At 71.2% G+C, this 14088-nt stretch carries 17 protein-coding genes; 10 read left to right on the forward strand and 7 right to left on the reverse strand.

Features of this window, described 5'->3' with window-relative positions:
* Positions 1–31: 31 nt before the first annotated feature.
* The 3 genes from I5Q34_RS02645 to I5Q34_RS02655 all read right to left on the reverse strand — a co-directional run bounded on the left by I5Q34_RS02645 (position 32) and on the right by I5Q34_RS02655 (position 2676).
* On the reverse strand, positions 32–1063 hold the full coding sequence (locus tag I5Q34_RS02645; protein WP_199890420.1) for an alanine racemase: 1032 nt from the start codon (positions 1061–1063) through the stop codon (positions 32–34).
* 54 nt (positions 1064–1117) lie between these two features.
* The gene (locus tag I5Q34_RS02650) at positions 1118–2236 is read right to left on the reverse strand and encodes a peptidoglycan bridge formation glycyltransferase FemA/FemB family protein (RefSeq protein WP_199890421.1); all 1119 of its coding nucleotides are present in this window, start codon (positions 2234–2236) and stop codon (positions 1118–1120) included.
* 101 nt (positions 2237–2337) lie between these two features.
* Positions 2338–2676, reverse strand: a complete 339-nt coding sequence (locus tag I5Q34_RS02655) for a hypothetical protein (RefSeq protein WP_199890422.1) — start codon at positions 2674–2676, stop codon at positions 2338–2340.
* 288 nt (positions 2677–2964) lie between these two features.
* Here I5Q34_RS02655 and rpsF point away from each other — a divergent pair, with 288 nt between their 5' ends.
* From rpsF to rplI, 4 genes are all read left to right on the forward strand, one after another.
* Entirely contained in the window at positions 2965–3255 is a 291-nt protein-coding gene (gene rpsF, locus I5Q34_RS02660; RefSeq protein ID WP_049719052.1) for a 30S ribosomal protein S6, read from the forward strand.
* 81 nt (positions 3256–3336) lie between these two features.
* The gene (locus I5Q34_RS02665) at positions 3337–3918 is read left to right on the forward strand and encodes a single-stranded DNA-binding protein (RefSeq protein WP_199890423.1); all 582 of its coding nucleotides are present in this window, start codon (positions 3337–3339) and stop codon (positions 3916–3918) included.
* A 70-nt stretch (positions 3919–3988) separates the two neighbouring features.
* Positions 3989–4225 carry a 30S ribosomal protein S18 gene (rpsR, locus tag I5Q34_RS02670; RefSeq protein WP_004950692.1) on the forward strand — a complete coding sequence of 79 codons (237 nt, stop codon included), beginning with the start codon at positions 3989–3991 and terminating at the stop codon, positions 4223–4225.
* A gap of 18 nt (positions 4226–4243) precedes the next feature.
* Complete coding sequence (rplI, locus tag I5Q34_RS02675; RefSeq protein ID WP_199890424.1) at positions 4244–4690, forward strand: 50S ribosomal protein L9; 447 nt, start codon at positions 4244–4246, stop codon at positions 4688–4690.
* Positions 4691–4758: 68 nt separating this feature from the next.
* Here rplI and I5Q34_RS02680 read toward each other — a convergent pair whose 3' ends face one another.
* Positions 4759–6108: an MATE family efflux transporter gene (locus I5Q34_RS02680; RefSeq protein ID WP_199890425.1), complete on the reverse strand. Its 1350-nt coding sequence runs from the start codon at positions 6106–6108 to the stop codon at positions 4759–4761.
* Positions 6109–6556: 448 nt separating this feature from the next.
* On the opposite strand from I5Q34_RS02680, the gene dnaB reads away from it, so the two are divergent.
* Positions 6557–8026, forward strand: coding sequence for a replicative DNA helicase (gene dnaB / locus I5Q34_RS02685; protein WP_199890426.1), 1470 nt, complete (start codon positions 6557–6559; stop codon positions 8024–8026).
* A 61-nt stretch (positions 8027–8087) separates the two neighbouring features.
* Here dnaB and I5Q34_RS02690 read toward each other — a convergent pair whose 3' ends face one another.
* A complete protein-coding gene (locus tag I5Q34_RS02690; protein ID WP_199890427.1) occupies positions 8088–8651 on the reverse strand; it encodes a YceI family protein in 564 nt (187 codons plus the stop codon).
* Positions 8652–8753: 102 nt separating this feature from the next.
* Between I5Q34_RS02690 and I5Q34_RS02695 the strand changes: the two genes are divergently transcribed.
* The 4 genes from I5Q34_RS02695 to I5Q34_RS02710 all read left to right on the forward strand — a co-directional run bounded on the left by I5Q34_RS02695 (position 8754) and on the right by I5Q34_RS02710 (position 11999).
* On the forward strand, positions 8754–9254 hold the full coding sequence (locus I5Q34_RS02695) for a MarR family winged helix-turn-helix transcriptional regulator (protein ID WP_199890428.1): 501 nt from the start codon (positions 8754–8756) through the stop codon (positions 9252–9254).
* A 33-nt stretch (positions 9255–9287) separates the two neighbouring features.
* Positions 9288–9866, forward strand: a complete 579-nt coding sequence (locus tag I5Q34_RS02700; protein ID WP_199890429.1) for a TetR/AcrR family transcriptional regulator — start codon at positions 9288–9290, stop codon at positions 9864–9866.
* 121 nt (positions 9867–9987) lie between these two features.
* Complete coding sequence (locus I5Q34_RS02705) at positions 9988–10776, forward strand: oxidoreductase (protein WP_199890430.1); 789 nt, start codon at positions 9988–9990, stop codon at positions 10774–10776.
* A gap of 230 nt (positions 10777–11006) precedes the next feature.
* The gene (locus I5Q34_RS02710) at positions 11007–11999 is read left to right on the forward strand and encodes a GlxA family transcriptional regulator (protein WP_199890431.1); all 993 of its coding nucleotides are present in this window, start codon (positions 11007–11009) and stop codon (positions 11997–11999) included.
* Here the strand turns inward: I5Q34_RS02710 and I5Q34_RS02715 are convergent.
* Together I5Q34_RS02715 and I5Q34_RS02720 are read right to left on the reverse strand one after the other, a co-directional pair.
* Entirely contained in the window at positions 11983–12636 is a 654-nt protein-coding gene (locus tag I5Q34_RS02715) for an NAD(P)-dependent oxidoreductase (protein WP_199890822.1), read from the reverse strand. The genes I5Q34_RS02710 and I5Q34_RS02715 overlap by 17 nt on opposite strands.
* Positions 12637–12650: 14 nt before the next feature.
* Positions 12651–13499: an EamA family transporter gene (locus I5Q34_RS02720; protein ID WP_199890432.1), complete on the reverse strand. Its 849-nt coding sequence runs from the start codon at positions 13497–13499 to the stop codon at positions 12651–12653.
* Positions 13500–13574: 75 nt separating this feature from the next.
* Here I5Q34_RS02720 and I5Q34_RS02725 point away from each other — a divergent pair, with 75 nt between their 5' ends.
* A complete protein-coding gene (locus I5Q34_RS02725) occupies positions 13575–14075 on the forward strand; it encodes a MarR family winged helix-turn-helix transcriptional regulator (RefSeq protein WP_199890433.1) in 501 nt (166 codons plus the stop codon).
* The last annotated feature ends 13 nt before the right edge of the window (positions 14076–14088 follow it).

Genomic DNA, 14088 nt, shown 5'->3' on the forward strand with positions numbered 1-14088 from the left:
TCCCGGGGCCCGGTCACCACGGGGGGGTGGATCAGTGGTCGACCAGCCGGTCGAACTGGGTGGTGGTGTGCCGCAGATGGGCCACCAGTTCGTCGCCGACCTGCGGCGCGGGGGCGTCGTCCGGCACGAAGAGGATCGAGCACTGCATGTGCGGGGGCTCGGCGAACCAGCGCTGCTTGCCGGCCCAGACGAAGGGCGACAGGTTGCGGTTCACCGTCGCCAGGCCCGCGCGGGCGGCACCCTTGGCGCGCGGCATCATGCCCTGCAGCGACTTGGGCGCCTCCAGGCCCACGCCGTGCGAGGTGCCGCCGGCCACCACCACGAGGTAGCCGTCGCCGGCCACCTTCTGCTGGCGGTAGCCGAAGCGGTCGCCCTTGGCGACGGGCGTGACGTCCAGGACGGAGCCGCGGTAGCCGGTGGCGTCGTGGTCGCCGAGCCACAGCCGGGTGCCGATGCGGGCCCGGAAGCGGGTGTGCGGGTACTGCTGCTGGAGCCGGGCGAGTTCGTCGGCCTTGAGGTGGCTGACGAACATGGTGTGCAGCGGCAGGTGGGCGGCGCGCAGCCGCTCCATCCACGCGGCCACCTCGTCGACGCCGGTGCTGCCGTCGCCCCGGTCGAGCGGGAGGTGTATGGCGAAGCCCTCCAGACGCACGTCCTCGATGGCGGCGTGCAGCTTGGGCAGGTCCTCCTCGCTGATGCCGTGCCGCTTCATGCTGCTCATGACCTCGACGACGACGCGCGCGCCGACCAGGCCGCGCACCCCTTCGACCGAGGAGACCGAACGGATGGCGCGGTCCGGCAGCGGCACCGGCTCCTCGCCGAGCCGGAAGGGGGTGAGCACCAGCAGATCGCCGCCGAAGAGGTCCTTGGCCCGGGCCGCCTCGTAGGTCGTGCCGACGGCGAGGAGGTCGGAGCCGAAGCGGGTGACCTCCTCCGCCAGCCGTTCGTGGCCGAAGCCGTAGCCGTTCCCCTTGCAGACCGGGACGATGCCCGGGAACTGCTGGATGACGGACTGCTGGTGTGCCCGCCAGCGCTGGGTGTCGACGTAGAGCGTGAGCGCCATGGCCGGTCCCGGAACCTTTCCCTGGGTGTGGTCGGAGCTGTTCGGACAGCTGGGTCAGCGGCGCGACATGTAGATGTCGAGGGCCTTGTGGAGCAGCTTGTTGAGCGGGAAGTCCCACTCTCCGAGGTACTCGGCCGCCTGACCGCCGGTGCCGACCTTGAACTGGATGAGGCCGAAGAGGTGGTCGCTCTCGTCCAGCGAGTCGCCGATGCCGCGCAGGTCGTAGACGCTCGCGCCGAGCGCGTAGGCGTCGCGCAGCATCCGCCACTGCATCGCGTTGGACGGGCGGACCTCGCGCTTGTGGTTGGCGGAGGCGCCGTAGGAGTACCAGACGTGCCCGCCGACGATCAGCATCGTCGCGGCGGCCACGGCCTCGCCTTCGTGGATGGCGAAGTACAGCCGCATGCGGTTGGGGTCCTCGGTGTTGAGGGCCGTCCACATGCGCTGGAAGTAACTGAGCGGCCGCGGGCGGAACTTGTCGCGCTCCGCGGTGATCTCGTAGAGGTGCTGCCAGGTGGCCAGGTCCTCGTAGCCGCCCTGGACGACCTCGACGCCGGCCTTCTCGGCCTTCTTGATGTTGCGGCGCCACAGCTGGTTGAAGCCCTTGTGGACGTCCTCCAGGGAGCGGTTCTGCAGCGGCACCTGGAAGACGTAGCGCGGCTGGACGTCGCCGAAGCCGGCTCCCTCCTCCTCGCCCTGCTGCCAGCCCATGCGGCGGAGCTTGTCGGAGACCTCGAAGGCGCGCGGCTCGATGAAGGTGGGCTCGACGTCGCGCAGGCGCTTGGCGTCCGGGTCCGCGATGCCCTTCTTGATCGCGTCGGCGTCCCAGCGGCGGATGACGACGGGCGGGCCCATCTTCACCGAGAAGGCGCCCTGCTTCTTCAGGTGGGCCAGCATCGGCTGGAGCCAGTCCTCGAGGTTCGGGGCGTACCAGTTGATCACCGGGCCCTCGGGGAGGTAGGCCAGGTAACGCTTGATCTTGGGCAGCTGCCGGTAGAGCACGAGGCCCGCGCCGACCATCTGGCCGTTCTTGTCGAACCAGCCCAGGTTCTCCGAGCGCCACTCGCCCTTGACGTCCGCCCATGCCGGGACCTGCATGTGACTGGCAGCGGGCAGGCTCTGGATATATGCCAGATGCTGCTGTCGGCTGATGGTCCTCAGGGTCAGGCTCATGCGGGGCGCTCCTCGGCAGGTGTGTCCCCAGGGTCGGGGCTCCGGCTCTCGCGCCGAAGCCTACTGCGACCGGGGAGCGCCCCGTTTGGGCGTACGGTCCGTTATCCGATCAGACCCCCGAAGAGTCCGCCGTGGGCCATGCCCAGGAAGAAGCCGACGGCCGAGGCGCCGAGGAAGATGATCAGCAGGAACCGCTCGCCGGTGGTGGCGGAGATGAACTGGCCCCAGGCCCCGGTGAGGATGCCCGCCAGCCCGCTCCACGAGCTCAGCAGGTGCAGGTCCTTGAACGCCGAGGAGACGAAGGCCAGCAGGCCCAGCACGACCGTCACCCCGACCAGGGTGTTCTGCAGGGGATGGGGCTTTCCGTCGCTGTTGAGCACCGCGTTGACCAGGGAGCGCGGGCTGCGCGGTGAGGGGGACTGCCGGACGGCCTGTGTCATGGGGCTACCTCCTGAAGGCAGGCGGCGCGGAGTGGCGCCGGTCACACCCGATGCGTCCAGGGTGAGGGTCGCGGGCGCCGGATTTCAACCGGACGCCCGGGAGCGGGTACTCTGGACGGTCTGCATCGGTATCTGCCCGGACCCGGCATCGGTCCCGGGGGCTACCCGGGGATTCCCGCTGATGGTCCGTGCTGCTTGTCAGTGTCGGCCGATACCGTTGTTCACGCATCACGACCCTCCTGCCACGGATCGACCGTGGCCGCTGAGTCCAAAGGAGGTGGGTTCCACATGCGTCACTACGAGGTGATGGTCATCCTCGACCCCGATCTGGAGGAGCGCGCTGTCTCCCCCCTGATCGAGAACTTCCTCTCCGTCGTCCGTGAGGGCAACGGAAAGGTCGAGAAGGTCGACACCTGGGGCCGTCGTCGTCTCGCTTACGAGATCAAGAAGAAGCCCGAGGGCATCTACTCGGTCATCGACCTGCAGGCCACGCCTGAGGTCGTCAAGGAGCTCGACCGCCAGATGAACCTGAACGAGTCGGTCCTCCGGACCAAGGTCCTCCGCCCCGAGACCCACTGAACCCCAGCGGTTCAGAGGTAATCGGGCTGTATCTCCACGAGTAGCAAGCAGCCAGCAGCACACCCGCCGAGAGGTTCATCCATGGCAGGCGAGACCGTCATCACGGTCGTCGGCAATCTCGTCGACGACCCCGAGCTGCGCTTCACCCCGTCCGGTGCGGCGGTCGCGAAGTTCCGTGTCGCGTCCACCCCCCGCACCTTCGACCGCCAGACCAACGAGTGGAAGGACGGCGAGAGCCTCTTCCTCACGTGCTCGGTGTGGCGGCAGGCGGCGGAGAACGTCGCCGAGTCGCTCCAGCGAGGCATGCGCGTCATCGTGCAGGGCCGGCTGAAGCAGCGGTCCTACGAGGACCGCGAGGGCGTCAAGCGCACGGTCTACGAGCTCGACGTCGAAGAGGTCGGCGCCAGCCTGAAGAACGCCACGGCGAAGGTCACCAAGACCTCGGGTCGCGGTGGCCAGGGTGGCTACGGCGGTGGCGGCGGCGGTAACCAGGGCGGCGGCTGGGGCTCCGGCCCCGGCGGCGGCCAGCAGGGCGGCGGCGGGGCTCCCGCCGACGACCCCTGGGCGACCGGCGCTCCGTCCGGCGGCCAGCAGGGCGGCGGAGGCAACTGGGGCGGCGGCTCCGGCAACTCCGGCGGCTACTCGGACGAGCCGCCCTTCTAGGCCCCTCGTGGGCCCGGGCCTCCGGCCCGAGGGCGACAGCAACTTCTTGAAGACATAGGGAGAAAAGACAATGGCGAAGCCCCCGCCGCGCAAGCCCAAGAAGAAGGTCTGCGCGTTCTGCAAGGACAAGACCGCTTACGTGGACTACAAGGACACGAACATGCTGCGGAAGTTCATTTCCGACCGCGGCAAGATCCGTGCCCGTCGCGTGACCGGCAACTGCACTCAGCACCAGCGTGACGTCGCCACGGCCGTGAAGAACAGCCGTGAGATGGCGCTGCTGCCCTACACCTCGTCCGCGCGATAAGGGAAGGGTGACCAACTAATGAAGATCATCCTCACCCACGAGGTCTCCGGCCTCGGCACCGCCGGTGACGTCGTCGACGTCAAGGACGGCTACGCCCGCAACTACCTGGTCCCGCGCGGTTTCGCGATCCGCTGGACCAAGGGTGGCGAGAAGGACGTGGCGCAGATCCGCCGCGGCCGCAAGCTGCGCGAGATCGCCACGATCGAGCAGGCCAACGAGGTCAAGGGTCAGCTGGAGGGCGTCAAGGTCCGCCTTGCCGTCCGTGCCGGCGAGGCCGGCCGTCTGTTCGGCTCGGTGACCCAGGCCGACGTCGCGTCCGCGATCAAGACGTCGGGTGGCCCCGAGGTCGACAAGCGCCGCGTCGAGCTCGGCTCGCCGATCAAGACCCTGGGCGCCCACGAGGTGTCCGTGCGTCTGCACGCCGACGTCGTCGCCAAGCTGGGCGTCGAGGTCATCGCCGCCTGAGCCTGAGCGCTCACTCGGCATGAGGAAGGGCCGCACCCCTCGGGGTGCGGCCCTTCTGCCGTTGCTCCTCAGCCGCGCACGGCGCCGGTGACGATCCAGCGGCCGGAGCGGGCACGCAGCCACAGGGTCACCATCCGGGCCGTCATCATCAGCGCCATGGCCCACCACAGGGCCGTCAGGCCGCCGCCCAGGGCCGGGACGAGCAGTGCGGCGGGGGCGAAGACCGCGAGGACCACCAGCATCGCCCCGGCCAGGTACGGCCCGTCGCCGGCGCCCATCAGCACGCCGTCCAGCACGAAGACGACGCCCGCCACCGGCTGGCTGAGCGCGGCGACCAGCAGCGCCGGCAGGAGCGCGTCCCGCACGGTCGCGTCCGAGGTGAACAGCGGGACGACGAGCGGCCGTGAGATCACGACCAGCGCCCCCAGCACCACGCCGGTGGCGACGCCCCACTGGACCATGCGCCGGCAGGCGGCGCGGGCCCCGTCGGTGTCGCCCGCGCCCAGGTACCGGCCGATGATCGACTGGCCGGCGATGGCGATCGCGTCCAGGGCGAAGGCCAGCAGGTTCCACAGGGCCAGCACCACTTGGTGGGCGGCCACCTCCCGGTCGCCCAGCCGGGCCGCGACCGCCGTCGCGATCATCAGCACCGCGCGCAGGGCGAGCGTGCGGACCAGCAGCGGCACCCCGGCCCGGGCGCAGGCCCGGATGCCGGCGGCGTCCGGCCGCAGCGAGGCACCGTGCCGCCGGGCGCCCCGGACGACGACGGTGAGGTAGGCGGCGGCCATGGCGCACTGGGCCGCGACGGTGCCCCAGGCCGAGCCGGCGATGCCCCAGCCGGCGCCGTAGACGAAGGCGAGATTGAGCACGCCGTTGGCGGCGAAGCCGCCGATGGCGACGTACAGCGGCGTGCGGGTGTTCTGCAGGCCGCGCAGCACTCCGGTGGCCGCGAGGACGGCGAGCATGGCCGGGATGCCGAGCGCGCTGATCCGCAGGTAGGTGATGGCGTACGGGGCGGAGTCCGGCGAGGCGCCGAAGAGGCGGACGAGGCCGGGGGCCGTGGGCAGGACGGCCAGCGCGATGGCGGTGCCGAGCAGCAGGGCGAGCCAGATGCCGTCCATGCCCTGCCGGATGGCGCCCGGCAGGTCCCCGGCGCCGACGCGGCGCGAGACGGCCGCGGTGGTGGCGTAGGCGAGGAAGACGAAGACGCCGACGGCGGTGGTGAGCAGCGGGGCGGCCACGGCGAGACCGGCGAGCTGTCCGGTCCCGAGGTGGCCCACGATGGCGGTGTCGGCCAGGACGAAGAGGGGCTCGGCGACGAGGGCGCCGAAGGCGGGCAGGGCGAGGGCGAGGATCTCGCGGTCGTGCCGGCGGCCGGCGCGTATTCGGCTCTCGAGGGCTTCGCTCACACGTTCCATTGAATCGTCCACAGGTAATGAGCGCAACTATATTCTGGTGCTTACTGCCGGTGGCTGGGTGTGATCTTCTCTGCGCCGTTTGTCGTGATCTCGGGCCGAGCGGGAAAGTTTTTCTCCTCAACAGCCAGTGGACGGTAAAAGTGCAGGTCAAGAGCGATGGTCCGAGCATCCTGCGGGTTTGTCCACAGCGGTTTCCCCCGGCTCGTGCACAGGATCCGGGGGGTTCTCCACAGAATGGGCCCCGTCATCCACACCGCCTGTGGATAACCAGATTGGCTGACGGTGCCCGCGGGCCTACCGTGGACCGGCGCCCCCCGTCTGTTCCCGTCTCGCAGCGTGTGCCGTCACAGGCATCCCCGCAAGCGGAACCGGGCGTCTTGTTTGTCGGTGCCGTGCCCTAAGAAGGAGAGCACGGCGAGGTCCGCGGCGCGGACGGGAGGAGGTGGCGGTGAGCGTCCACGAGCCCATGGACGAGCCCTGGGGCGACGGCCCGGGCGACCGCCTGCCGTTCCCCCGGCGCCGGGGCGAGGGCAAGGGCCGCGAGCAGCGGGACAGCGAGGACGGCGGCTCCTGGCAGGGGTCGCAGGGCGGGGGCTTCGAGCGCGTCCCGCCGCAGGACCTCGACGCGGAGCAGTCGGTGCTCGGCGGCATGCTGCTGTCCAAGGACGCCATCGCCGACGTCGTCGAGATCCTCAAGGGCAACGACTTCTACCGGCCCGCCCACGAGACCGTCTACCAGGCGATCCTCGACCTCTACGCCAAGGGCGAGCCGGCCGACCCGATCACGGTGGCGGCCGAGCTCACCAAGCGCGGCGAGATCGCCCGGGTGGGCGGCGCGGCGTATCTGCACACCCTGGTCCAGACCGTCCCCACCGCGGCCAACGCCGAGTACTACGCCGAGATCGTCCACGAGCGCGCCGTCCTGCGCCGCCTGGTCGAGGCGGGCACGCGGATCACGCAGATGGGATACGCGGCCGACGGCGACGTCGACGACATCGTCAACAACGCCCAGGCCGAGATCTACGCGGTCACCGAGCAGCGCACCACCGAGGACTACCTCCCGCTCGGCGACATCATGGAGGGCGCGCTCGACGAGATCGAGGCGATCGGCTCGCGCAGCGGCCAGATGTCCGGCGTCCCGACGGGCTTCACCGACCTCGACGCCCTGACGAACGGCCTGCACCCGGGCCAGATGATCGTCATCGCCGCCCGTCCGGCGATGGGAAAGTCGACGCTCGCGCTGGACTTCGCCCGGGCCTGCTCGATCAAGAGCAATCTGCCGAGCGTGATCTTCTCCCTCGAAATGGGCCGCAACGAGATCGCGATGCGCCTGCTGTCCGCCGAGGCCCGCGTCGCCCTGCACCACATGCGCTCGGGCTCCATGACGGACGAGGACTGGACGCGTCTCGCCCGCCGCATGCCCGACGTCTCCGCGGCGCCGCTCTACATCGACGACTCGCCGAATCTGTCGATGATGGAGATCCGCGCCAAGTGCCGCCGGCTGAAGCAGCGCAATGACCTCAAGCTCATCGTCATCGACTACCTCCAGCTGATGCAGTCGGGCGGCGCCCGCCGTCCCGAGAGCCGTCAGCAGGAGGTCTCGGACATGTCGCGAAACCTCAAGCTCCTCGCCAAGGAGCTGGAAGTCCCGGTCATCGCGCTGTCCCAGCTGAACCGAGGCCCGGAGCAGCGCACGGACAAGAAGCCGATGGTCTCCGACCTCCGTGAGTCGGGTTCGATCGAGCAGGACGCCGACATGGTCATCCTGCTGCACCGCGAGGACGCCTACGAGAAGGAGTCCCCGCGCGCGGGCGAGGCCGACCTGATCGTCGCCAAGCACCGTAACGGTCCGACGGCCACGATCACGGTGGCCTTCCAGGGCCACTACTCGCGCTTCGTGGACATGGCGCAGACGTAGCGGCCCGGTGCCGGTGGGCATGCCCTCCCCGGAGACCCCCGTCCCCCGGGGAGGGGCGCCCTCACTGCCGGTTGGCCTCGACCTCCAGCGAGATCGTGATCTTCTCGCCCACGGCCCCGCCCGCCGGGCCGGCCGTGACGCCGAAGTCGGAGCGGTTGATCTCGGCGGTGGCGGAGAAGCCGGCGACGGGATTGCCGTCGAAGCCGCTGCCGAAACCGTTCACCTCCAGGGCGAGGGCGACGGGACGGGTGACACCGCGCAGGGTGAGGTCGCCGTCGACCAGGAAGCCGTCGTCCGTGGCGCGCACGCCGGTGGAGGCGAAGGTCATCTCCGGGAACGTCCGGGTGTCGAGGAAGTCCGCGCCGTGGACGTGCTCGTCACGCTGGGCGTTTCCGGTGGAGACGGAGCCCGTCCGGACGGTCGCGGTGACCGAGGACTCCAGCGGGTTCTCCGCCAGGACGATCCGGCCCTCGAAGGAGTCGAAGCGGCCGCGGACCTTGGCGATGCCCAAGTGCCGGACGGAGAAGGAGACTTCCGAGTGGACCGGGTCGATGGCCCAGGTCCCTGTGGTGTAACCGGGGACGGTCGCGAGCAGGGCGGCGACGGACGAGGACGGAGCGGACATCAAAAGCCCCCCGGGGGTTGGTGGTTGAGAGGTCATCTGCTGAGTTCTCAAGCAACATACCGCCTCGGTGTTGAGAGCTCAACTACTTGTTAGACTGGATCCATGACGGAACACTCCGAGACCCGCTGGCTCGATGACCGCGAACAGCGGATCTGGCGCACCTTCATGTCGGCCAGCATCGAGCTCCAGGCCCATCTCGACCGCCAGTTGCGGGTCGACGCGGGGATGCCCGTCGCGTACTACGAGATCCTGGTGATGCTGTCCGAGACTCCCGGCCGGTCCCTGCGGATGAGCCGGCTGGCCGAGCTCTGCAACTCCTCGCGCAGCCGCCTCTCCCATGCCGTCGCCGCCATGGAGAAGTCCGGCTGGGTCAGCCGCTGTGCCATCGAGGGCGACCGGCGCGGCGCGGTGGCCGAGCTCACCGACGCCGGGTACGAGGTGCTGCGGCAGGCGGCTCCCGGTCACGTCACCGAGGTCCGCGAGACGCTGTTCGAGGCGCTGACCGAGGAGCAGCTCCACGCTCTGGGGGAGATCGGTGCGGCGCTCAAGGTCCGGCTGAAGGAGCGGGGTTGTTCGCGGTATGGGCGCGGCGAACATTGTTGACCTGTAGGTACAGAAAGCCGTAGGATCCTGATCATGGGCAGGCCGAAGCAGTTCGATCCGGACGTCGCCGTGGAGCGGGCGATGGAGGTGTTCCACCGCAAGGGGTACGCCGCCACGACGCCGCAGGACCTCGTCGACGCGCTCGGCATCGGCAAGGGCAGCCTGTACAACGCGTTCGGCAGTAAGCACGCCCTGTTCGAGCTGGCGTTGCGCCGTTACCAGGACGGTCAGGCGCTCGCGCTGATCGAGATGCTGGAAGGGGTCGGGCCGGTCAAGGAACGGCTGCGCCGGACGCTGCGGTTCCTGGCCGGGGCGGACCTCGCGGATCCGGACCGGCAGGGCTGTCTGGCGATCAACATCGCGGCCGAGCTGGGGTGTTCGGACGACGCGGCGATCGCGCTCGTACGCCGCATGTTCGACCGGGCGGAGAGCGAGTTCCTGGCGCTGGTCGAGGAGGGGCAGCGTGCGGGGGAGATCGACGCCGGGCGGGATGCCCGGGCCCTGGCGAGTCTGCTGCTCAACTCTCTCGTCGGGTTGCGGCTGTTGGCGCGGGTCGCGGAGGGGCCGGAGCGGTTGGAGCGGGTGATCGACGCGGTGGTCGACGGGCTCTGACCGTCTTTTGGCGGGGCGGTGTTCCGGGTTTCCTCCGGGGCTTCCTTCTGGGCTCCTTCTCGGGTGCCGCCCCTTTTTCCGCTCGAATTTTGTACCTGTAATTCAAGAAAAGGGGAGAATCATGGACCTCGGACTCGGATCCAAGACCGCCGTCGTCACCGGTGCCAGCCGGGGCATCGGGTTGGCCACCGTCAGGACGCTGGTCGCCGAGGGCGTCCGTGTCGTGGGCGGGGCCCGTACGGTCGGCCCGGAGCTCGCCGAGACCGGTGCCGTCGCGGTGCGGGCCGATCTGAGCACGCCGGAGGGGGTCGCGACGTTCATGGAGCAGGCCCTCGCGGAGCTGGGTGGCATCGACCTGCTCGTCAACAACGTGGGGGCCGGTGACGATCTCCGGCTCGGGGGGTTCCTCGGGGCCGACGACGAGCAGTGGCGGTATGTGTTCGACCTCAACCTGATGAGTGCGGTGCGGGTGAGCCGGCTCGCCCTGCCGAGCCTGGTGGAGAGGCGCGGTGCCGTCGTCAACGTCTCGTCGGTCAACGGGCGGCTGCCGGCGGCCGGTCCGGTCGCGTACAGCGCGGCGAAGGCGGCGCTCACGGCGTTGGGGAAGTCCCTGGCGGAGGAGTTCGGGCCGCAGGGGGTGCGGGTCAACACGGTGTCGCCGGGCGTGGTCCGCAGCTCGATCTGGGACGGGCCGGACAGCTTCGGCGGGAAGGCCGCGGCTGCTGCGGGGGTGGACGACTACGACGCGTTCCTGCGGGCGCTTCCCGGGGAGTTCGGGATCACGGTGGGGCGGATCGGGGAGCCGTCGGAGGTCGCGGCGTTGATCGCCTTCCTGTTGTCGGACCGGGTGGCGGGGTACATCACGGGGGCGGAGTACGTGATCGACGGGGGGACGGTCAAGGTGGTTTGAGGAGGGGTGTGTTGGGGGCGGGGTCGCGTGCGCTGGGTTCGGAGGGGGTTTTGCCCCGGCCCCGCCCTTTCACCGTTTCTTCCGGGCTCCGCCCGGGCCCGGCCGCCCCCCGGGCGGAGGGCGGGGCTTCGCCCCTGCACCTCACCGGGGCTCCGCCCGCCCTTGAGCGGGTCAGCACCCCGGAACCGCTCCCAACCCCGGCCCGGACGGGCCTCTGCGACGATGGGGTCATGCACCGCGTCGGAGTCCTCGCCCTCGACGGCGTCATTCCCTTCGAGCTCGGGATTCCCTCCCGCATCTTCGGTGCCGCGCGGGACTCCTCCGGGCGCCCGCTCTACTCCGTCGCCACCTGCAGTCTGGACGGCCAACCGGTGCGTACCGACGCCGACTTCGAGCTCGCCGTCGGGCATGACGCGGCGCTGCTCGCGGACGTGGACACGGTGGTGATCCCGCCCTCGCACTCCCTCGAGTCGGTCAAGGAGGAGGGCGTGCTGCCGGGGCCGCTGCGCCGGGCGCTGGCGGGGGTGCGGCCGGGGACGCGGATGGTGGCCATCTGCACCGGGACGTTCGTCCTGGCGGCGGCGGGGCTGCTGGACCGGCGGCCGGCCACCACGCACTGGCGGGAGACGGAGCGGCTGCGGCGGCTGTTCACGACGGTGCGGGTGGACCCGGACGTCCTGTTCGTGGACGACGGCGACGTCCTCACCTCGGCCGGTGCCGCGGCGGGGGTGGACCTGTGCCTGCACATCGTGCGCCGTGACCACGGCAGCGCCGTCGCCAACCGGGTGGCCCGCACCTGCGTGGTGCCGCCCTGGAGGGACGGCGGCCAGGCGCAGTTCGTCCGTCGGCCCGTACCGGACCCCGACAGCGGCGGCACGGCCGCCACCCGTGCCTGGGCGCTGGAGCGGCTCGGAGAGCCCCTCACCCTGGCCGCGCTCGCCGCGCACGCGGGGATGAGCGTGCGGACCCTGACCCGGAGGTTCCGGGACGAGGTGGGGATGAGCCCGGGGCAGTGGCTGGCGCAGCAGCGCGTGGACCGGGCCCGGCACCTGCTGGAGACCACGGACTGGCCGGTGGACCGCGTCGCCGGGCGGGCCGGCTTCGGTACGGGGGCGTCGCTGCGCGGGCACTTCCAGGGGGCCGTCGGCGTCTCGCCGCAGGCGTACCGGCGGACGTTCCGCCGGGGTCCGGTGCCCCAACAGCCGCTCAGTAGCCGACGGTGAACCGGGTGCCCCGGTGCCGGGGCCGTTCGGCCTCGTCCAGCAGGGCGATCGCGAAGTCCTCCATGGAGACGGTGGAGTTGCCGCGCTCGTCGACCAGCAGCTCGTCCCGGCCCACTCGGTAGGTGCCGGTCCGTGTGCCCGGTTCGAGGAGGGCGGGCGGGCTCACGTACGTCCAGTCCACCGCGTCGCCGGTGCGGCGGCAGACCGCGAGCTGGTCGGTGCACGCCTGCGCGATGGGCCGCCAGGCTGCGGGCACCCAGGACGGGTCGTCGAGCACCGCGCCGCCGCCCGGCAGGGTGAGGCTGCCGGCGCCGCCGACGAGCAGCAGACGCGTGCCGGTGCCGGCCAGGCCGGCGAGCAGGCCTTCGGTGGCGGTGACGAGGAGGTGTTCGCTCCCGGGGGCGGGCCGGGTCGCGCCGATCACGACGTCCTGGCCGGCGGCGAGCCGGGCGACGTCGGCGGGGTCGGTCGCGTCGCCCGTGCGGATGTGGACGGGCGGGCGCCATGTTTCACGTGAAACCGGGTGCCCGCCGGGGCGTTCGCGGACGACGGCGGTGACCTCGTGGCCGCGGGCCCGGGCCTCGGCGACGACGCGGCGGCCGACGTTCCCGGCGGCTCCGAAGACGGTGATGCGCATCATTTCTCCCATGGTCAGGTGTGGGCCGGCAGGGCGCGGCGCGGGCGTATTTGGGCCCCGGCGAGGGCACCGAGGACGACGAGACCGCCCAGAAGCTGGAGTCCGGTGAGCGTCTGGCCGAGGGCGAGCCAGCCGAGCGCGGTGGCGACGAGCGGGCTCAGCAGGCCGAGGAAGGCGACGTCGGTCGGAGGCATTTCGCGGATCCCCCGGAACCAGAGGGCGTAGGCGAAGGCGGTCCCGACCGCGGCGAGGTAGCCGAAACCGGCGAGCTGGGCCCCGGTCAGGACGGCCGGCGGCGGGCCCTCGACCCACAGGGCGACGGGGACGAGCAGCACCCCGCCCGCGACGAGCTGCCAGCCCGTGGTGGCGAGCAGCGGCGCGGGCGACGCCCAGCGCTTGCTGAGGACGACTCCGGTCGCCATGACGACCGCGCTGCCCAGCGCGGCGGCGACGCCGAGCCCGTCGAGCCGTGCCCCGGACCGCAGGACGAGCAGGCTGACGCCGGCCACTCCCACGACCCCGGCGGCCACGGCGCGGGCGGACAGTCGCTGTCCGAGCAGCCCGGAGGAGAGCAGTGCCGCCAGGAGCGGCTGGACCGCGCCGATGGTGGCGGCGATGAAGAGCAGAGCGAAGAACGCCCCGATGTTGAGGGTGCCGAGCACCGCCGCCCGCCACCACCAACTGCCGCTCGGCAGGCGGCGGGTGACGGCGACGAGCACGAGGCCGGCGGGGAGTGCCCGCACCACGGCGGCCAGCAGTGGGCGGCCGGGCGGCAGCCACTGCGTGGTGACGAAGTAGGTGGTGCCCCAGAGGGCGGGGGCGAGGGCGGTGATCAGCAGGGTCGTGAGGCGTTTGCTTAGCACTAAGGCAATGTAGCTCATCGCTAAGCTATTTCGCCGTGAGGTACCTCACCGCTAAGGCATTGCTAGGCTGGTCCGGTGGCAGATCACGTCGATTTCGTACTGGAGCAGTGGGCCGCCCGGCGTCCCGATCTGGACGTCTCCCCGATGGGGGTGATCGGCCGGCTGTCGCGGCTGCACCGGCTCGTCGAGGCCGAGCTGGCCCGGACGTTCAAGGCGCACGGGCTCGACGCCGGTTCGTTCAACATCCTCGCCACTCTGCTCCGCAGCGTGCCGCCGCACCGGCTCGCGCCCACGGAGCTGATGCGGGCCGGCATGGTGACCTCGGGTGCCGTCACCCAGCGCCTCGACCGGCTGGAGGCGCGCGGCCTGGTCACGCGCGCGCCCGACGAGACGGACGGGCGCGGGGTGCGCGTCGGGCTCACGGACGAGGGCCGGGCGCTGGTCGAGAGGGCGCTCCCGGACCACCTGGCCACGGAGCGGCGACTGCTGGAAGTGCTGGGGCAGGAGAGGCAGGAGGAACTCGCCGGGACCCTACGGGAGTTGCTGGAGTCGCTGGGGGACCGGGCCGAAGGCTGATCCGACCGGGCTG

Origin of the sequence: Streptomyces sp. AV19, from assembly GCF_015999245.1 — a bacterium.
Classification (GTDB): domain Bacteria; phylum Actinomycetota; class Actinomycetes; order Streptomycetales; family Streptomycetaceae; genus Streptomyces.